The organism is Streptomyces sp. NPDC001714, assembly GCF_042892755.1.
Classification (GTDB): Bacteria; Actinomycetota; Actinomycetes; order Streptomycetales; family Streptomycetaceae; genus Streptomyces.
Genome location: NZ_JBIAUL010000002.1, coordinates 880,163 through 895,496 on the forward strand (window position 1 = coordinate 880,163; position 15,334 = coordinate 895,496).

Here is a 15,334-nt window from a genome sequence, read left to right on the forward strand (position 1 = left end):
GGATGCGCCGGGCCGCGGGGAAAGGCAGCAGATCATGGCCACCGTCACCGTGGGCGCCGTACGCGAGCGGGCACCCGGCGAACGCCGCGTCGCGCTCGTCCCCGAGGCCGTCACCCTCCTGCGCCGGGCCGGCGTCGACGTCCTGGTCGAGACCGGGGCGGGCTCCGGCGCCTGGTTCACCGACGCCGACTACACCGACGCGGGCGCCACCGTCGTACCCCCGGACGAGCTGTACGCCCGGGCCGACGCCGTCCTCTGCGTGGCACCGCCCGACCAGGACACCGCCGAGGCCCTGCGCCCTGGGCAGACCCTGATCGGCCTGCTCGAACCGCTGCGTCACCCCGACCTCGTCGACAACCTGCGCCGGCGCGGAGTACGCACGGTGAGCCTCGACCTGCTGCCCCGCACCCTCAGCCGCGCCCAGTCCATGGACGCGCTCACCTCACAGGCCAACGTCGCCGGCTACAAGGCCGCCCTGCTGGCCGCCGACTCCTACGACCGCTTCCTGCCGATGCTGACCACCGCGGCGGGCACCATGCGCCCGGCGCAGGTCCTGGTCCTCGGCGCCGGAGTGGCGGGACTGCAGGCCGTCGCCACGGCCCGTCGCCTCGGCGCCGTCGTCACGGCGTACGACGTACGCCCCGAGTCACGAGGGGAGGTGGAGTCACTGGGCGCCCGGTTCCTCGACATCCAGAGCCGTCCCGAGGAGGAACCGGGCACCCGGCGGGGAGGCTACGCACGGGAGCTGACGGCCGAGGAACAGCAGGAGCAGCGCACCGCTCTCGACGGGCACATCGCCCGCTCCGACATCGTCCTCACCACCGCCCAGGTGCCCGGCCGCAAGCCCCCGCTCCTGGTCACCTCCGCCGTCCTGGAACGCATGCACCCCGGCTCGGTCGTCGTCGACCTCGCCGCGAGCGAACTCGGCGGCAACGTCGAGGACTCCGAACCCGACAAGACCGACGTCCTGCCGAACGGCGTGACCGTGATCGGCGCCGGACATCTGCCGTCCGCCATGGCCACCGCCGCGTCCACCGCCTACGCCCGCAACCTCGTCGCCCTGCTGCGCCACCTCGTACGCGACGACGCGCTCGTCCTCGATCCCGACGACGAGATCACCAGCGCCCTCCTCGGAGGTGAACCCTCATGAACGACCTCGACATCCTCACCGCGATCACCGTCTTCGTGCTGAGCGTCCTCGTCGGCATCGAGGTGATCAGCAAGGTGCCCGCCACCCTGCACACGCCCCTGATGTCCGGTTCGAACTCGGTGCACGGCATCGTCGTCATCGGCGCCATGCTGACCGCCGCCGAGTCGCACACCTGGCTCGGCTACGCCCTCGCGTTCGTGGCCATGGTGTTCGGCGGGATGAACGTCGTCGGCGGCTACGCCGTCACCGATCGCATGCTGGAGATGTTCCGGGCCAGGCCGCCCGAGACACCGAAAGACGAGAAGGCCGGGGTGTGACCGCCATGGACACCGTCTCCAACGCCGTCCACTACGTCTTCCTCGGCACGGCCGCCTGTTTCGTCCTCGGCCTGCACCTGATGAACCACCCCCGCACCGCCCGCCGCGGCAACGCCCTCTCCGCCGGTGCGATGGCCGTGGCCATCGCCGCCACCGTCTGGCTGGTCATCCACGAGGGCACCATCACCACGACCGGGTGGCTCGTCCTCGTCTCCGGCGTCCTCGTCGGCGCCGCGCTCGGCCTGTACGCCGCACGCGAGGTCAAGATGACCGCCATGCCCCAACTGGTCAGCGTCTTCAACGCCGTCGGCGGCGGCGCGGCCGCGCTCATCGCGGTCAACGACCTGCTTCAGGCCGACGACGCGGCCGCGCTCGGTGCCCGGGTGTCCCTTCCCGGCGCGCTGGACATCGTCATCGGCGCGGTCACCTTCTCCGGGTCGCTCGTCGCGGCGGGCAAGCTCCAGGGCGTCGTGTCCGGGGCGCCGGTGGTGTTCCCGGGAGCGCGGCTGCTCAACACAGTGCTGCCGGCGTCCTTCGTCGCAGGCACGGTCTGGCTGGTGCTGGCCCCCGACTCCCGTACCGCTCTGTACGGGCTGACCGTCGTGGCCCTGCTCTTCGGCGTCACCATGGTGCTGCCCATCGGCGGCGCCGACATGCCGGTGGTCATCGCCCTGCTGAACGCGTTCACCGGATCCGCGGTCGCGATGGCCGGCTTCGTCCTGGACGAGACCGCCCTGATCATCGCGGGCATGCTGGTCAGCTCCTCGGGCGGCATCCTCACCAAGCTGATGGCCGACGCCATGAACAGGTCCGTCCTCAACATCGTCGTCGGCGGCTTCGGTACGGGTGCCGGCGCACCGGCGGCGACCGGCGCGGACGGTGTCCCGGCCCAGGTCCGCCCGGTCTCCGCGGACGACGTGGCGATCCAGCTGGCGTACGCGAGGAAGGTCGTCCTCGTCCCCGGGTACGGCCTCGCCGCCGCCCAGGCCCAGCACGAACTCGGCGACCTCGCCAAGCTGCTGACCGATCACGGCGTCGACGTCAGCTACGCCGTCCACCCGGTGGCCGGCCGCATGCCCGGGCACATGAACGTGCTGCTGGCCGAGGCCGACGTGCCCTACACCCAGCTGAAGGAGATGGACGAAGTCAACCCCGAGTTCGCGCAGGCGGACGTGGCCCTCGTCATCGGGGCCAACGACGTCACCAACCCCGCCGCCCGCAGGCCCGGCAACGCGATCTCCGGGATGCCCATCCTCGACGTGGACAAGGCGAAGAGCGTCGTCGTCATCAAGCGCTCGATGGGCCACGGCTACGCGGGCATCGACAACGAGCTCTACACCGATCCCAGGACCGGGATGTTCTTCACCGACGCGAAGCGGGGCCTGACCGAACTGAAAGCGGCGGTCGGGGAGTTCGTCGGCTGACCCCGCGCCACGGATGGGCCTGCGCCGGTGACGGCGGGGCCCATCCGTCGCGTCGCGGCGGAACCTCCGACGGCATCGGCGCCTCGCACATCCGGATCACGACCGATCCGACCGGGTGCGTCAAGGGCGCCTGCTCCCGGCAGCCGGCCAGGCGGTGGGCGGGTACCCGCTGGTCGTACGCCACGAGGCGGCTGCGGTTGCGGACCGCGGGAACCCGCTGGGCCGGAGCGACCGGTACCACGAGGACGGCGAGGAGCGGATCCGTGCCACCTGGTTGGTCACGGTGTCCGTGATCGCGGCCAACAGGTGGGAGGTCACGGCGGCCGGACAGGACGTGTACACCCGGCAACCGCCGTCCCGGGAGTTGGCCGAGCGGCGCCCGCGGCATGCCAGGGGTCCTCCGACAGGTGGCGGGCGACGTCCGCCCCCGGTGGTTCTCGACAACCGGCACTCGCCGGATCCTGTGTTGGCTTGCCCTGCTCAAGCCGGCCGGCGGACATGGTCCGGGGATCCTTCCCCTGCCAGGCACTCCACCACGATGTCCCGGTCGGTGGTGATCCCGTACCGAGTCAGTGCTGCGCTGCGGACGGCCCGTGTCCGCCGTCGGGCAGTGGGCGGTCTCGTGGGGAAGGTGGTGGCGGTGGTATCGGTGACGAGCGCCACCGGCGCCTTCGTCCATTCGCGTCGCCTGCCCCTTTCGTGCGGGATTCCACGCCCCTGAGGCCCCTCCTCCGCGTGCGACGGGAAGGGGATCGGGGGGATCCTCGAATGGGAGAACCGCGTTCGGTATGCAGGCGACACCCGGACCATCCGCTCGAACGGACCTGTTCACCGTCGTTTCCAGCTTCATACGAGACGGAGGCCGCCACTATGCAACCAGTCGTCACCGTGGGCCTCGACGGCTCGCCCGAGAGCCTCGCCGCTGCCCGCTGGGCCGCCGACGAGGCTGAGAACCGCAGGCTCACTCTGCGCCTTCTGCACGCGTGGCCGATGCTGGCCCCCGAACCGGCCCGTGTTCCCGCAGAGGTCGACCAGAACTACTGGGCGAAGCGTCTCGTCCACACCGCGCAGGCCGAGCTCCAAGCCCTCCACCCAGGGCTGTCCGTCGTGGGGAGTCTGGTGGCCGACGATGCTCAGAACGCCCTCCTGAGAGCGGCGTCGGAGTCCGAGATGACGGTGCTCGGTTCGCGAGGTCTGGAGCCTGTGGAGAGCTACTTCCTGGGCGACGTCAGCATGCCCGTCGTGGCGCGGGCCGACCGGCCGGTGGTGCTGGTCCGTGCCGAGAGAGCGGAGGAGGGACCGCCCTCAGCCGTCCGGGGCCGCGTGGTCGTGGCCCTGAAACTGCACGGATCCTGCGACGAACTGCTCGATTTCGCCTTTCACACCGCTGCGGCCAGGGGCGCTCCTCTTCTGGCCATCCATGGCCGAAGCGTTCCGCTCCATGCCCGTCTGCCCTGGGGCGTGGACCACGACATCGCAGAAGAGATGACGCGGGACGTGCAGGAGCAGCTGAGCAAGGCGCTCCGTCCCTGGCGCGAGAAGTACCCGCGGGTGGAGGTGGCCGACGGCATCGGCCTCGAAAGCCCGGCCAAGGCCGTCGTGCAAGCGGGCGAAGGCGCCGCGCTGCTGGTCGTCGGCCGGCGGGAACGCCGTCATGGTCTGGCGCCCCACCTGGGCCCCGTGGCACAGGCCGCCATCCATCACGGGCGCTGCCCCGTAGCCGTCGTTCCTCATGACTGAGCCCGGTCTCCGCGGGACACCGGCGCGGCCGCTGCCGCAGCCGGACGAGTCAGCGCTCCGCTCCACACCCCAGCACGACGGCGGGCCGCCGCGCGCCGGGGTGTGCGAGACCCACAGCGCGACGCTGTTCTTCCTCGGCGACCGGGCCTACAAGGTCAAGAAACCGGTCGATCTCGGATTCCTGGACTACACCACCCTCGCGGCGCGCCGGGCCGCGTGCGAGCGCGAAGTCGACCTCAACCGCAGGTTCGCTCCCGATGTCTACGTGGGTCTGGGCGAGTTCCGCAGCCCCGATGCGGAGGCGCCCGAACCGCTCGTGGTGATGCGCCGCATGCCGGAGGACCGCCGCCTCTCCCGCCTCGTTCGGGAGGGGGCTGCCGTGGACGACGTCCTGCGGACCGTCGCCCGGCACCTGGCCGCGTGGCACGCGGTCGCGCCCCGCGGCCCCGACGTGGACGAAGAGGGTAGGCGGGACTCGCTGTCGGCACGGTGGGAGGCAAGCTTCGCGGAGGTCCGCGCCCTGGCCGCCGACGTTTCCGGGCCGGAATGCGGCACCGAGGCCGAGCAGCTGGTGCGCCGCTATCTCGCCGGTCGAAGGCGGCTGTTCGACGCCCGTATCGCGCAGGGGCGGGTGGTCGACGGCCACGGAGACCTGCTCGCCGAGGACATCTTCTGCCTCGACGACGGACCCCGCGTCCTGGACTGCCTCGAGTTCGACGACCGCCTCCGTCGTCTCGACGGCCTGGACGACGCCGCGTGCCTCGCCATGGACCTCGAACGGCTCGGCGCCCCGCAGGCCGCGGCGTACTTCCTCGCCCGGTACTGCGAGTACTCCGGCGACCCCGCGCCCCCTTCCCTGTGGCACCACTACGTCGCGTACCGCGCTTTCGTCCGCGCGAAGGTCTCGATGATCCAGGCCCGTCAGGGCGCGCCCGGCGCCGAAGCGGACTCGCGGCGGCTCGCCGCCATGGAATTGCGCCATCTGCGCGCCTCCGCCGTCTGCCTCGTCCTCGTCGGCGGACTCCCGGGCAGCGGGAAGTCCACCCTCTCCGGGGCGCTGGCCGACCGGCTGGGCGTCACCCTGCTCAGCAGCGACCGCATCCGCAAGGAGCTCGCCGGCATCCCGGCCGGGCAGTCCGCGGCAGCCGGCTACGGCGAGGGGCTGTACACGTCCGAGTGGACGGCCAGAACCTATGCCGCCCTGCTCGACCGCGCAGCCGTCCTGTTGTCCCTGGGCGAGTCCGTGGTGCTGGACGCCACCTGGTCCGACGCCGGGCAGCGGGAAGCGGCCGTGCGGACGGCCGAGCGCGCCGCCGCCGACCTGGTGGCCCTGCACTGCCGCGTTCCGGACGATGTGTCGGCGGCCCGCCTGAGCACGCGCTCGCCCGGTGTGTCCGACGCCGGACCTGACATCGCCCGCGCCATGGCCGCCGGGGAAGCGCCGTGGCCGGAAGCCGTACCGGTCGACACCAGCGGTGCGCTGGAATCCGCGGTCGAACGGGCGCTGACTGCCGTACGCCCGTGGGAGGTCGGCCAGGCCCCGGTCTTCCGCCGAGACCGCTCGGAAGCGGGCCGGCAGTGCACGGGCGGCCGTGCTGCCCGGGAGTACGACGCGGGAGACCGTGGAGGAGCGAGGGAGTGACCACCGTACAAGCGCTGCTCGCCCACCACGGCCGGGCACCCCGGTCGGCAAGGTCACGGACCGCCGCCCCGTCCCGCGCATGACGGAGCATCCGGGGGCCCGGGAACGGAAGACCGCCGGTCCCGCCGGTGTTCAGAGACGGTCGTGCTGAGGGACGGCGGTGCCGCCGCCTGCTCGCACGGCCTCCACCACCTCCTGATGCAGGTTTCGGCTGTTCTGCTGAGAAGGGCACGGGACGGGGCTGCCGGTCAGGGTGAGCCACTCGGAGGTGCCGCTGTACTGGATCTTCACATCGGCCTGCCTGCCGTTCCAGGTGGTACGCACGGTCAGCTCCCCGGTGACGACCCCGGCCTCGTCGGTACGGACGCCCCCCTGTCCCGTGAACACGCCTGTCGTCGTCCACGATGTCTGGACCATGGCGCCTTCAGCCTTTCTTCGTGAGTGCGGAGGCCGATGCTTCCACCGGCTCCCCGCGGGTCCGCGGCTTCGGCTCGAACGCCGCACCGCGCCCGTCCCGCGTCACCTCCGACGAACCGCTTGTGACCGGGAGCCGCCCCTCGGAACGCCAGCGGCGGCGAGCCCACACGTGCCGACCCGCTGGTTCACGGTGCCGCCAGTCTTCGTCCGCGATCTGGGCGCAGACGTCTTGGACCACCGGCATCACCGCGTTCGGCAGCTTCAGACCCGCTCCCACGCCGACGGCGCGCCTCCTCGTGACCCGATCCGAAGCGGAGTGCCTCGGCGCGATCGGGCCCTGCGGACATCATGAGCGTCAGGCCTGCGCGACGACAGGGCCGAACGGTCCTTCACGGGACCGGTCGGCCCAGCCAGTGACAGCGGGAAGCCCTCTCTGCTCGGTCGAAAGTGTGCCGGCAGCCGCACTGGCTGGGCGGTTCGCCTCAGCCCGGACGGGGTACCACGGCCACCGCGCCCTGTGCGACGTGCAGCAGGAGGGCGTGGGTGACCCTGCCGAGCTGCAGCCCGAAGTGGCCCTGCCGACGCCTGGTGCCGTCCGCAGCCAGCACCGGGAAGGCCGCATGACGGTAGGGGCCGAAGGGGCCCTCGGCCAGGAAGTCGCAGAGGGTCACCGTCGCCGCGACGGTGACCGGGGCCGGTGTCATGACGCGACGGACGGGAACGCCCTCCAGGACGCCCCGGAGCTGCGCCTGCCGGGACTCCGCCGTGGCGGCTGCGATGAGGAACCAGCCGATCAGCGCGGCCCACAGGCCGGACAGGCTGCCGGCGAACAACACGTCCGCGAACCCGGTCAGCACCATGAACCAGCCCAGCGCCCGGCCCGCTGCCGAGGCACCGCGGGTGGCCCGCAGCCGGTCACCGGTGCGGTGCCACAGGTACGCCCGCAGCAGCCGGCCACCGTCCAGCGGGGCCGCGGGCAGCGCGTTGAAGACGGCGAGCAGGATGTTGATCGCGGCGAGCCAGGCGACCGCCTCGACCACGAGCCCGGACGCGTGCAGCGAGTCCAGTCCCACGGCGGCCCCGGCCAGCACACCTCCGGCCAGCAGACTGGTGAGGGGGCCCACACCGGCGATCCGCAGCTCGGCGGCCGGCGACGGCGCCTCGCCGCGCAGCCGGGCCGCGCCGCCCAGCATCCACAGTGTGATGCCCTCCACCTCGACGCCGTTGCGCCGGGCGACCACGGCGTGCGCCAGTTCGTGCGCGAGCAGCGAGCCGAGGAACACGACGGCGGTCAGGACGGCGAGACCCCAGTACGCGACCGGGGAGTGACCGGGGTGGGCCGCCGGGAACCGGCCGTGCGCCAGTGCCATGGTGATCAGCGCGACGATGACCAGGACGCTCCAGTGCAGGCCGACCCGGACACCGGCGATCCGGCCGAGGGACAGTGTCTCGTCCATGGACCTCGCCTCGCCTTCCGGCCTTCCGCATGGCGCGGAGCACACCCGCGGCACCTACAGCGTGCGGCGACGGCCACTTGATCCGGAGGGGGCCGACCGGCTCTCAACGGGGACACTCGGCCCCGAACACGGTCGCCGGGGAGGGGCGGTTCCATAGGCCCCGCCCTCCCGGGCACGGCCCGGCGCCACCGAGCCACCGACCGCTCGCTCACCCGCAGCGCGGCGGCTACCTCGCGGTTCTTCTCCCGAGCGTCAAAGCGGACGACAGCCCGCGGGCACGGTCGGCCTGGCGCTCGGTGTCGGTTGCAGGCGCGGGACCGGGGCGCAGCACGTCGGCGTGGGCGCGGACGCACGCCCGTCCTCATGGCCTCTCCTTCGGCGCGGTCGGCCGTCGCGGCCGCACGAAGAAAGCCAGGCGCCGGCCGACGTGATCGATTCCGTCAACTGACGTAGTTCGCAGAACACGCGGTACCCGTACGGCGCCGAGACCCTTGCGGCCGCGTGCGGAAGTTGCCACGCTGGACGTTCACCGCTTGTTCCGGCTCTCACCACGGCGTTCGCGAGACCGCCGGCCCCGACCAGTCAGTCCCGGCTCGATACGTTCGTGCGCGCAGCTCTCCCTCCCGGCGCTGATGCGCGTACACCGCGCCCGAGCACCACAGCGTCTGACCGGACGGCCGCCGCCTCACCTGTGGAGCACACCATGGACACGAGCGAGGAGGCCGCCCGCGGCCTGACCGACATCCAGGAATTCCTCTACCAGCAGGCCCATCTACGAGCGGCACGCCGGCGCGTCTCGGCCTTCGTCGCACGGGAGCCTGGGCTGTCCCAGGAGCAGAAGTCGGACATCGAGCGCTGGTATCTCCAGGAACAGACCTACGTGGCCCACATGGTGACCGAGCACATCGCCGCCAGCGTCAGCGCGGTGGAACAACGGCACCGCGCCCGCTTCGGACGGTGGCTGCGCGGCACACTGACCGCGATGCTCCTGGTCACCGCGGCGATGGCACTGTGCGTCACCGTGGTACTGGTCGGCGCGTCATAGGCCGGCAGCACACGGAGCAAGGGGCCCCGCGTCCGCGCCGGGCCCCTCCATGCCGGTGCCGATGCCGGCCCTACTTCTGCGCGGCGAGCCAGTCGGCGAACCTGACCTTGCCGAGGTCCGCGTCCGGGCCCGGCAGAAGCGTGTCCTCCTGGAGCTCGGCGCCCCAGTAGGTCGCCTGCGGGTCCGTGACGATCTTGCGGGGGTCGTCCTGGGCGGCGAGGCCCATCCGGATGAACTCCTCCAGTTCGAAGCTCTCCGGGCCGCCGGTCTCCACCACGCCGTTCACCGGGGCCCCGACCGCGGCGCGGCCCACGGCCGCGGCCACGTCGTCGGAGACCATCGGCTGGATCCGGCCGGCGGGCAGGCGCACGGTGTCGCCCTCGGTGACCCCGTCGGCGAGCCCCTTCGCGAACTCGAAGAACTGGGTCGCGTGGACGATGGAGTAGGGGATGCCCGACGCCTTGATCAGCTCCTCCTGGGCCTGCTTGGCCCGGAAGTACCCGCTGCCCTGGAGCCGGTCGGTGCCCACCACGGACAGCGCCACATGGTGCCGCACCCCGGCCTCGGCCTCCGCCTTCAGGAGGTTGGCCGTGGAGGCGCGGAAGAAGTCCATGACGGCCTGGTCCTCGAACGAGGGGGAGTTGGACACGTCGACCACGACCGACGCGCCGTCCAGGGCCTCGGCCAGGCCCTCTCCGGTGAGGGTGTCGACGCCGGTGCTCGGCGCGGCGGCGACCGCCTCGTGACCCTGCTCGCCGAGTCCGCGGACCAGCTTCGAGCCGATGAGCCCGGTGCCACCGATCACTACGACCTTCATGACGGAATTCCTCTCGGGATCTCTCTGGTGCTTCCATCAGAAGAGACCGGACAGCCCCCTCACGTGTGACACGCGGTCCGGGAAACCGGAGGAACGGGTGCGTCACCCGTCCAGCGATGCCACGTAGGGAGCCAGCTTGGCGGGGTTCATCACCCACAGGAGGCGTTCGATGCCGCGCTCCGACACGTCGGCGGAGAGCAGGGCCACCGCCGTCCCCGAGGCCGAGACCAGGACCGCCGGCCTGCCGTTGGCCTCGACCCAGCGCACCTGGGCCTGCGGCCAGAAGCGCGGGGCGAAGGCGACGAGGTACTTGGAGACGTGCGGCAGCCCGGACACCGGGATCCGCGACGCCCCGCGGATGCCGCCCCCGTCGGCGTAGCTGACCACGTCCTCGGTGAGGACCTCCTCCAGCACCGACAGGTCGCCGCTCTGCGCGGCGGCGAGGAAGACCTCGAGGAAGCGCCGGTGCTCGGCAGGGCCGACCGGCTCCCGGCGCTCCGCCGCCAGCCGTTTGCGGGCCCGGCTCACCAGCTGCCGGGCATTGGCCTCGCTGGTCTCCACGATGTCCGCGATCCGCCGGTACGTGTAGTCGAACGCCTCCCGCAGCACGTACGCGGCCCGCTCCACCGGGTTCAGCTTCTCCAGCAGGAAGAGCACCGCCATGTCGAGCGCCTCCGCGCGTTCGGCGCCCAGCTGCGGATCCAGGCTCGTGTTGACGGGCTCGGGCAGCCAGGGTCCGACGTACGACTCCCGGCGCACCCGGGCCGACTGCGTGAAGTTGATCGCCAGCCGGGTGGTGACCGTGGCCAGGAAGGCGGCCGGCTCGTGGACACCGGAGCGGTCGGTGTTCTGCCACCGCACCCACGCCTCCTGGACGATGTCCTCGGCCTCCACGGCGCTGCCGCTCACGCGGTAGGCGATACCGAAGAGCTGCGGACGCGCCGCGACGAATGCCTGCGTCGCCCGGTCCAGGGAGTCGGCGTGGTCACCGGCGCGCATCCATGTCCTCCAGGGTCGGACCAGCATGCTACAAGCCGGTCCGGCCCCGGCCGGCGCACCGTGGGCCGGGGTGTCGGCGGCCCTCGAAGGTCCTCGGAGCTCCCCGACGGTCAAGGGCGGGGCAGCGGCCGGTAAAGGCGCGGGCAGGTGCCGGTGATGTCGGCCTGATGCCTGACATGTGATGGCCAGGTGGTCATGTGGTGTTCATGTGGCAGCAGTTGGGCTGGGCAAGGGTGCGGTCGTTGTCTGCTCAGCTGCTCGTCGGGAGGGCGTCATGACCACACACACAGAGTCCACAGAGGACAGATCGGCGGAGGGCCCGGAGGGGCTCAGCCGTCGGCACGCGCTGGGTCTGCTGGGGACCGCGGGGGCGGGCGCGGCCGCCGGCGGCCTGCTGGGGGCGGGTACGGCACAGGCCGCACCGCTCGCCGCTCCGGCCTTCCACCTCACCGCGGACTCCTCCGGCGCGCCCCCCGTCCAGGGCCTGCACCTGACCTTCGGGGCGGACCCGCGCACCCAGATGACGGTGTCGTGGATCACGGACCGTCCGGTGACCAAACCCGTCGTACGGTACGGCACCCTGGAGCACGGCTTCGGCTCCAGCAAGAAGGCACAGACCGTCACCTACGTCGACGGCACCTCGAACCGCACCGTCTACGTCCACCACGCCCTGCTGAAGGGGCTCACCCCGGACACGGACTACCTCTACCTCGCCACGCACGAGGGGGCGACCCCCGACAGCGGCACGTTCCGCACGGCTCCGCAGGGCCGCCGCCCGGTCACCTTCACCAGCTTCGGCGACCAGTCCGCCCCGCAGGTCACCTGGGCGGCCGACGGCTCCGTCGGCCTGGACGCCAACTCCACGCCCGCGACGAAGGACATCGTCACCGGCATCGAGCAGGTCGCCCCGCTGTTCCACCTCCTCAACGGCGACCTCTGCTACGCCAACCTGGACGTCGACCGGGTGCGCACCTGGAACAACTTCTTCACCAACAACACCCGTTCGGCGCGCTTCCGCCCCTGGATGCCGGCGGCCGGCAACCACGAGATCGAGAAGGCCAACGGCCCGCTCGGCCTCGGCGCCTACCAGACGTACTTCTCGCTGCCCTCCACCGAGACCGACGCCGAACTCGCCGGCCTGTGGTACGCGTTCACGGCCGGTTCGGTGCGGGTCATCGTGCTGCAGAACGACGACAACTGCCTCCAGGACGGCGGCGACATCTACATCAGCGGCTACTCCGGCGGCCGCCAGCTCGCCTTCCTGGAGAAGGAACTGAAGGCGGCGCGTTCCTCGAAGGACGTCGACTGGGTGGTCGTGGCCATGCACCAGGTCATGGTCAGCTCCTCGGACGCCAACGGCGCGGACCTCGGCCTGCGCGAGAAGTACGGCCCGTTGTTCGACCGCTACGGCGTCGACCTGGTGCTCTGCGGTCACGAGCACAACTACGAGCGCTCGCTTGCCGTGCGCGGCGTGGTGAACGGGAGCGAGACGCTGACGCCCAACCCGGTCTCCCAGGCCACCGACGACATCGACGCCGACCTGGGCACCGTGCACATGATCCTCGGCGGCGGCGGTGTCTCCGGCACCACGAACCAGAAGTTCTTCAACGACGGCACCGGCAAGGTGATCACCGCCGTGTCGTCGACCGCCGGGTCGAACGGCAAGCGCACCTCCACCTATGTGAAGGAGCAGGCCGTCTGGGTGGGCGTCCGGGACGTGGAGCACCCCTACGGTTTCGCCGCCTTCACCGTCGACCCCGGCCGGCACCCCGGTGACACCACCCGGATGCACGTCACGTACTACAACGTGAACAAGCCGAACGGCGACCTGTCGGTCTTCGAGAACTTCACCCTGCACCGCAAGCGCTCCGACGGCCACGCCGGCTGATCAGCCACCAGCGGGAAACGCGGGCCGGGCGGCAACCGCCCGGCCCGTGCCACGTGCCGGTTCGAGCCGGCCGGCGGCCTCCCTCATCGGTGTGGCCGAAAACGGCGAACTCCCGCTGCGCAGACACGAGATCACGGCGCGGTGCCCACTGGAACTACTTGGCTGAGCAGGGATAAGCTCCCGGATGGGGGCGAAATGGTGAGGAAAGCCGGACGTCGCCTGCAGAACCGTGGCGCCGTCATATCCGATCGATCTCACGGTTCGGCAACATGTCAAGCGTGTCGCTGTTCCGCCGGTTGACTGCCGCCCGGCGTGGACGCGCGTGGCAGTGTCCGGCGGTGCCGCAGTGATGTCGAGGTCAATCACTCCTGGAAGGAAGTGCCGTGGCACCGGTGCTGGTCGGACTCGAAGGTCTGCTGGCGGGGGAGCGCATCCCGGTCCTGGACACCCGCGTCACCTTCGGGCGCAACGCGGAGAACACCGTCGTCATCTCCAGCCTGAGCGTCTCCCGCTTCCATGCGGAGATCGTCTTCGACGAGGACAAGGGTTACGTCCTGCGCGACCTGGAGAGCAGCAACGGCACACTGGTCAACGGGGAGGAGGTGGAGTCCCGGCTGCTGCAGCCCGGCGACGAGATCACCCTGGGCGACCAGGAGTTCCGTTTCGAGGTGGCGGACGCCATGGAGACGCTGATGGCGCTCTCCCTGCCCCGCTCCGTCACGCACGCCGGGCAGAAGAGCGAACAGGGGCCCGTACTCAAGGTCACCGTCGCCGGCGGCGGCCCTGTCGGTCTGTCCCTGGCGCTGCTCCTCGAGCATTTCCTCGGACCCCAGGTGAAGATCACCGTCTACGAGGGCAGGTGGCGCAAGCAGGGCCGTACCGTCGTCTGGAAGGGCCAGGACGAGGGCAACGTACGGCGCCAGCAGGTGGTGACCGTGCAGAGCCGCCAGTACCTCGCGTGGCCCGAGGAGGTACAGGCGCGCCTCTTCGACCCGGAGCACTACACGGAGATGTGGCCCTCCGGTCCCGACTCGGTCGGCGACCACAGCCCGCGCAACATGCGCATCGCCTACATCGAGGACCGGCTGCTGGAGCTGGCCAACGAGAAGCGGGACCGGATACGCCTCATACCCGCCCGGTTCGACGCGGCGGAGCAGCAGGAGGCACTCGCCTCCCAGCACGTGCTCGCGATCTGCGACGGCGGCCGGTCGCGCACCCGCGAACACTTCGCCGCCCGCTTCGGCAAGGCCGACGAGTCGATCTACTCCCTCGAGGGCCGCCACCTGCAGGACGTCGTCCTCGGCCTGCGCGTGAAGTCCGGACTGACCGACCCCATGGCGGTCCTGCTGACGGTCGCCCAGAACCGCTTCCTGCTCAACTCGCTGCGCGGCGAGGGCTTCCTCAACATGCGGCTGACCGACGCCGAGGCGGCCGAGGTGATCGGCCTGGACCCGGTGCGCCGGGTCTTCGAGGAGTGCATCGCCTCGCGGCCGTGCCTGATGGACCGCGACGAGTACGGCGACTTCCAGTGCTCGACGCACGGCACGCTGTTCCTGCCCGCCCTGGTCAAGGGCTCCGCCCTGTGGCGGCGGGTGCAGGAGGGGCTGCTGCTGTACGGCGTCGAGGCCGACGACCTGTCGGCGGTCACCAGCTTCCGCCTGGACATGGTGCAACGCCCCCGGTTCTCCGCCGAGTTGCTGCCTCCCACCACCACCTCGCCGGGCACGTACGGCTTCCTGCTGGGCGATGCGGCCAACGCGATCCACTTCTGGCCGGGCCGCGGCCTCAACAGCGGCCTCGCCTCCGCCATTTCGCTGGCCCGTTCCCTGAACGGGGCATGGAACGGCAGGTCGTTCCGGGACGCGGACTTCCTGCGGCACGAGGCGGCGATGTCCATGCTGCAGTACCGGCACAAGAGCCGGGCCTGGAAGGCGATGGTCACCACCGACGACCGGGGCGTCACCTGGGCGATCAAGGACATCATCGGCCACGGCATCGACGGGATCCCCGAGGAGCCCGACCGCGAGGCCGACACCAAGACGCTGCTGGAGCGCATGCAGGCCATCCGCGACCGCCTGGCTCCCCGCCTGCCCGGCATGCCGGACGACGAGGCGATCCTGGAACGCCTGCGCACCCTGCAGCCCGCCACCCTGCGCATGCTCGTCCTCAGCGGTGCCTGGGACACGCTGACGATGGGCGGCGAGGAGGTCGACATCGACATCTTCTACGGCCAGGACTCGTCCGCTGCCGCCGCGGCAGTGGAGGCACTGGAACCTGCCGCCCAGGCCTGAGCGCTCCGCTGGAAGCGCCGGGATGTGCCGTCCGCCGGCTCCGCCGCGTGGGCGCGGTCGTGGCTGATCGCGCCCACGCGGCGGAGCCGCACAGGGACACAGCCCCGCGTCCCTCCGGGACGCTGCGAACCGCCGCGGACTTCGACG

The 15,334-nt window shown here is 71.4% G+C and carries 12 protein-coding genes; 8 read left to right on the forward strand and 4 right to left on the reverse strand.

All coding sequences use genetic code 11. From position 1 onward, the window contains the following. Positions 1-34 precede the first annotated feature (34 nt). From ACFY0P_RS08475 to ACFY0P_RS08495, 5 genes are all read left to right on the forward strand, one after another. Positions 35-1,150 carry an NAD(P) transhydrogenase subunit alpha gene (locus tag ACFY0P_RS08475; protein WP_388908690.1) on the forward strand — a complete coding sequence of 372 codons (1,116 nt, stop codon included), beginning with the start codon at positions 35-37 and terminating at the stop codon, positions 1,148-1,150. Then, positions 1,147-1,467, forward strand: a complete 321-nt coding sequence (locus ACFY0P_RS08480) for an NAD(P) transhydrogenase subunit alpha (protein WP_388908692.1) — start codon at positions 1,147-1,149, stop codon at positions 1,465-1,467. Before ACFY0P_RS08475 ends, ACFY0P_RS08480 begins: the two co-directional genes overlap by 4 nt. 5 nt (positions 1,468-1,472) lie before the next feature. Continuing rightward, on the forward strand, positions 1,473-2,891 hold the full coding sequence (locus ACFY0P_RS08485; RefSeq protein WP_388908865.1) for an NAD(P)(+) transhydrogenase (Re/Si-specific) subunit beta: 1,419 nt from the start codon (positions 1,473-1,475) through the stop codon (positions 2,889-2,891). An 870-nt stretch (positions 2,892-3,761) separates the two neighbouring features. Then, positions 3,762-4,631 (forward strand): universal stress protein, encoded by an 870-nt coding sequence (locus ACFY0P_RS08490; RefSeq protein WP_388908694.1) that lies wholly within the window; start codon positions 3,762-3,764, stop codon positions 4,629-4,631. 100 nt (positions 4,632-4,731) lie between these two features. Beyond that, positions 4,732-6,273 (forward strand): AAA family ATPase, encoded by a 1,542-nt coding sequence (locus tag ACFY0P_RS08495; protein WP_388908867.1) that lies wholly within the window; start codon positions 4,732-4,734, stop codon positions 6,271-6,273. Between the two features lie 132 nt (positions 6,274-6,405). Here the strand turns inward: ACFY0P_RS08495 and ACFY0P_RS08500 are convergent, their stop codons facing one another. Together ACFY0P_RS08500 and ACFY0P_RS08505 are read right to left on the reverse strand one after the other, a co-directional pair. Beyond that, positions 6,406-6,690, reverse strand: a complete 285-nt coding sequence (locus ACFY0P_RS08500) for a hypothetical protein (RefSeq protein ID WP_388908696.1) — start codon at positions 6,688-6,690, stop codon at positions 6,406-6,408. A 482-nt stretch (positions 6,691-7,172) separates the two neighbouring features. Next, positions 7,173-8,147: a site-2 protease family protein gene (locus tag ACFY0P_RS08505; protein WP_388908698.1), complete on the reverse strand. Its 975-nt coding sequence runs from the start codon at positions 8,145-8,147 to the stop codon at positions 7,173-7,175. A gap of 703 nt (positions 8,148-8,850) precedes the next feature. On the opposite strand from ACFY0P_RS08505, the gene ACFY0P_RS08510 reads away from it, so the two are divergent. Next, a complete protein-coding gene (locus ACFY0P_RS08510; RefSeq protein ID WP_388908700.1) occupies positions 8,851-9,192 on the forward strand; it encodes a hypothetical protein in 342 nt (113 codons plus the stop codon). A gap of 70 nt (positions 9,193-9,262) precedes the next feature. Here ACFY0P_RS08510 and ACFY0P_RS08515 read toward each other — a convergent pair whose 3' ends face one another. Continuing rightward, complete coding sequence (locus tag ACFY0P_RS08515) at positions 9,263-10,009, reverse strand: SDR family oxidoreductase (protein WP_388908702.1); 747 nt, start codon at positions 10,007-10,009, stop codon at positions 9,263-9,265. 102 nt (positions 10,010-10,111) lie between these two features. Then, positions 10,112-11,008 carry an RNA polymerase sigma-70 factor gene (locus ACFY0P_RS08520; RefSeq protein WP_388908704.1) on the reverse strand — a complete coding sequence of 299 codons (897 nt, stop codon included), beginning with the start codon at positions 11,006-11,008 and terminating at the stop codon, positions 10,112-10,114. 274 nt (positions 11,009-11,282) lie between these two features. On the opposite strand from ACFY0P_RS08520, the gene ACFY0P_RS08525 reads away from it, so the two are divergent. After that, a complete protein-coding gene (locus ACFY0P_RS08525; protein WP_388908706.1) occupies positions 11,283-12,896 on the forward strand; it encodes a purple acid phosphatase family protein in 1,614 nt (537 codons plus the stop codon). Positions 12,897-13,279: 383 nt separating this feature from the next. After that, positions 13,280-15,187, forward strand: a complete 1,908-nt coding sequence (locus ACFY0P_RS08530; protein WP_388908708.1) for an FHA domain-containing protein — start codon at positions 13,280-13,282, stop codon at positions 15,185-15,187. Positions 15,188-15,334 lie beyond the last annotated feature (147 nt).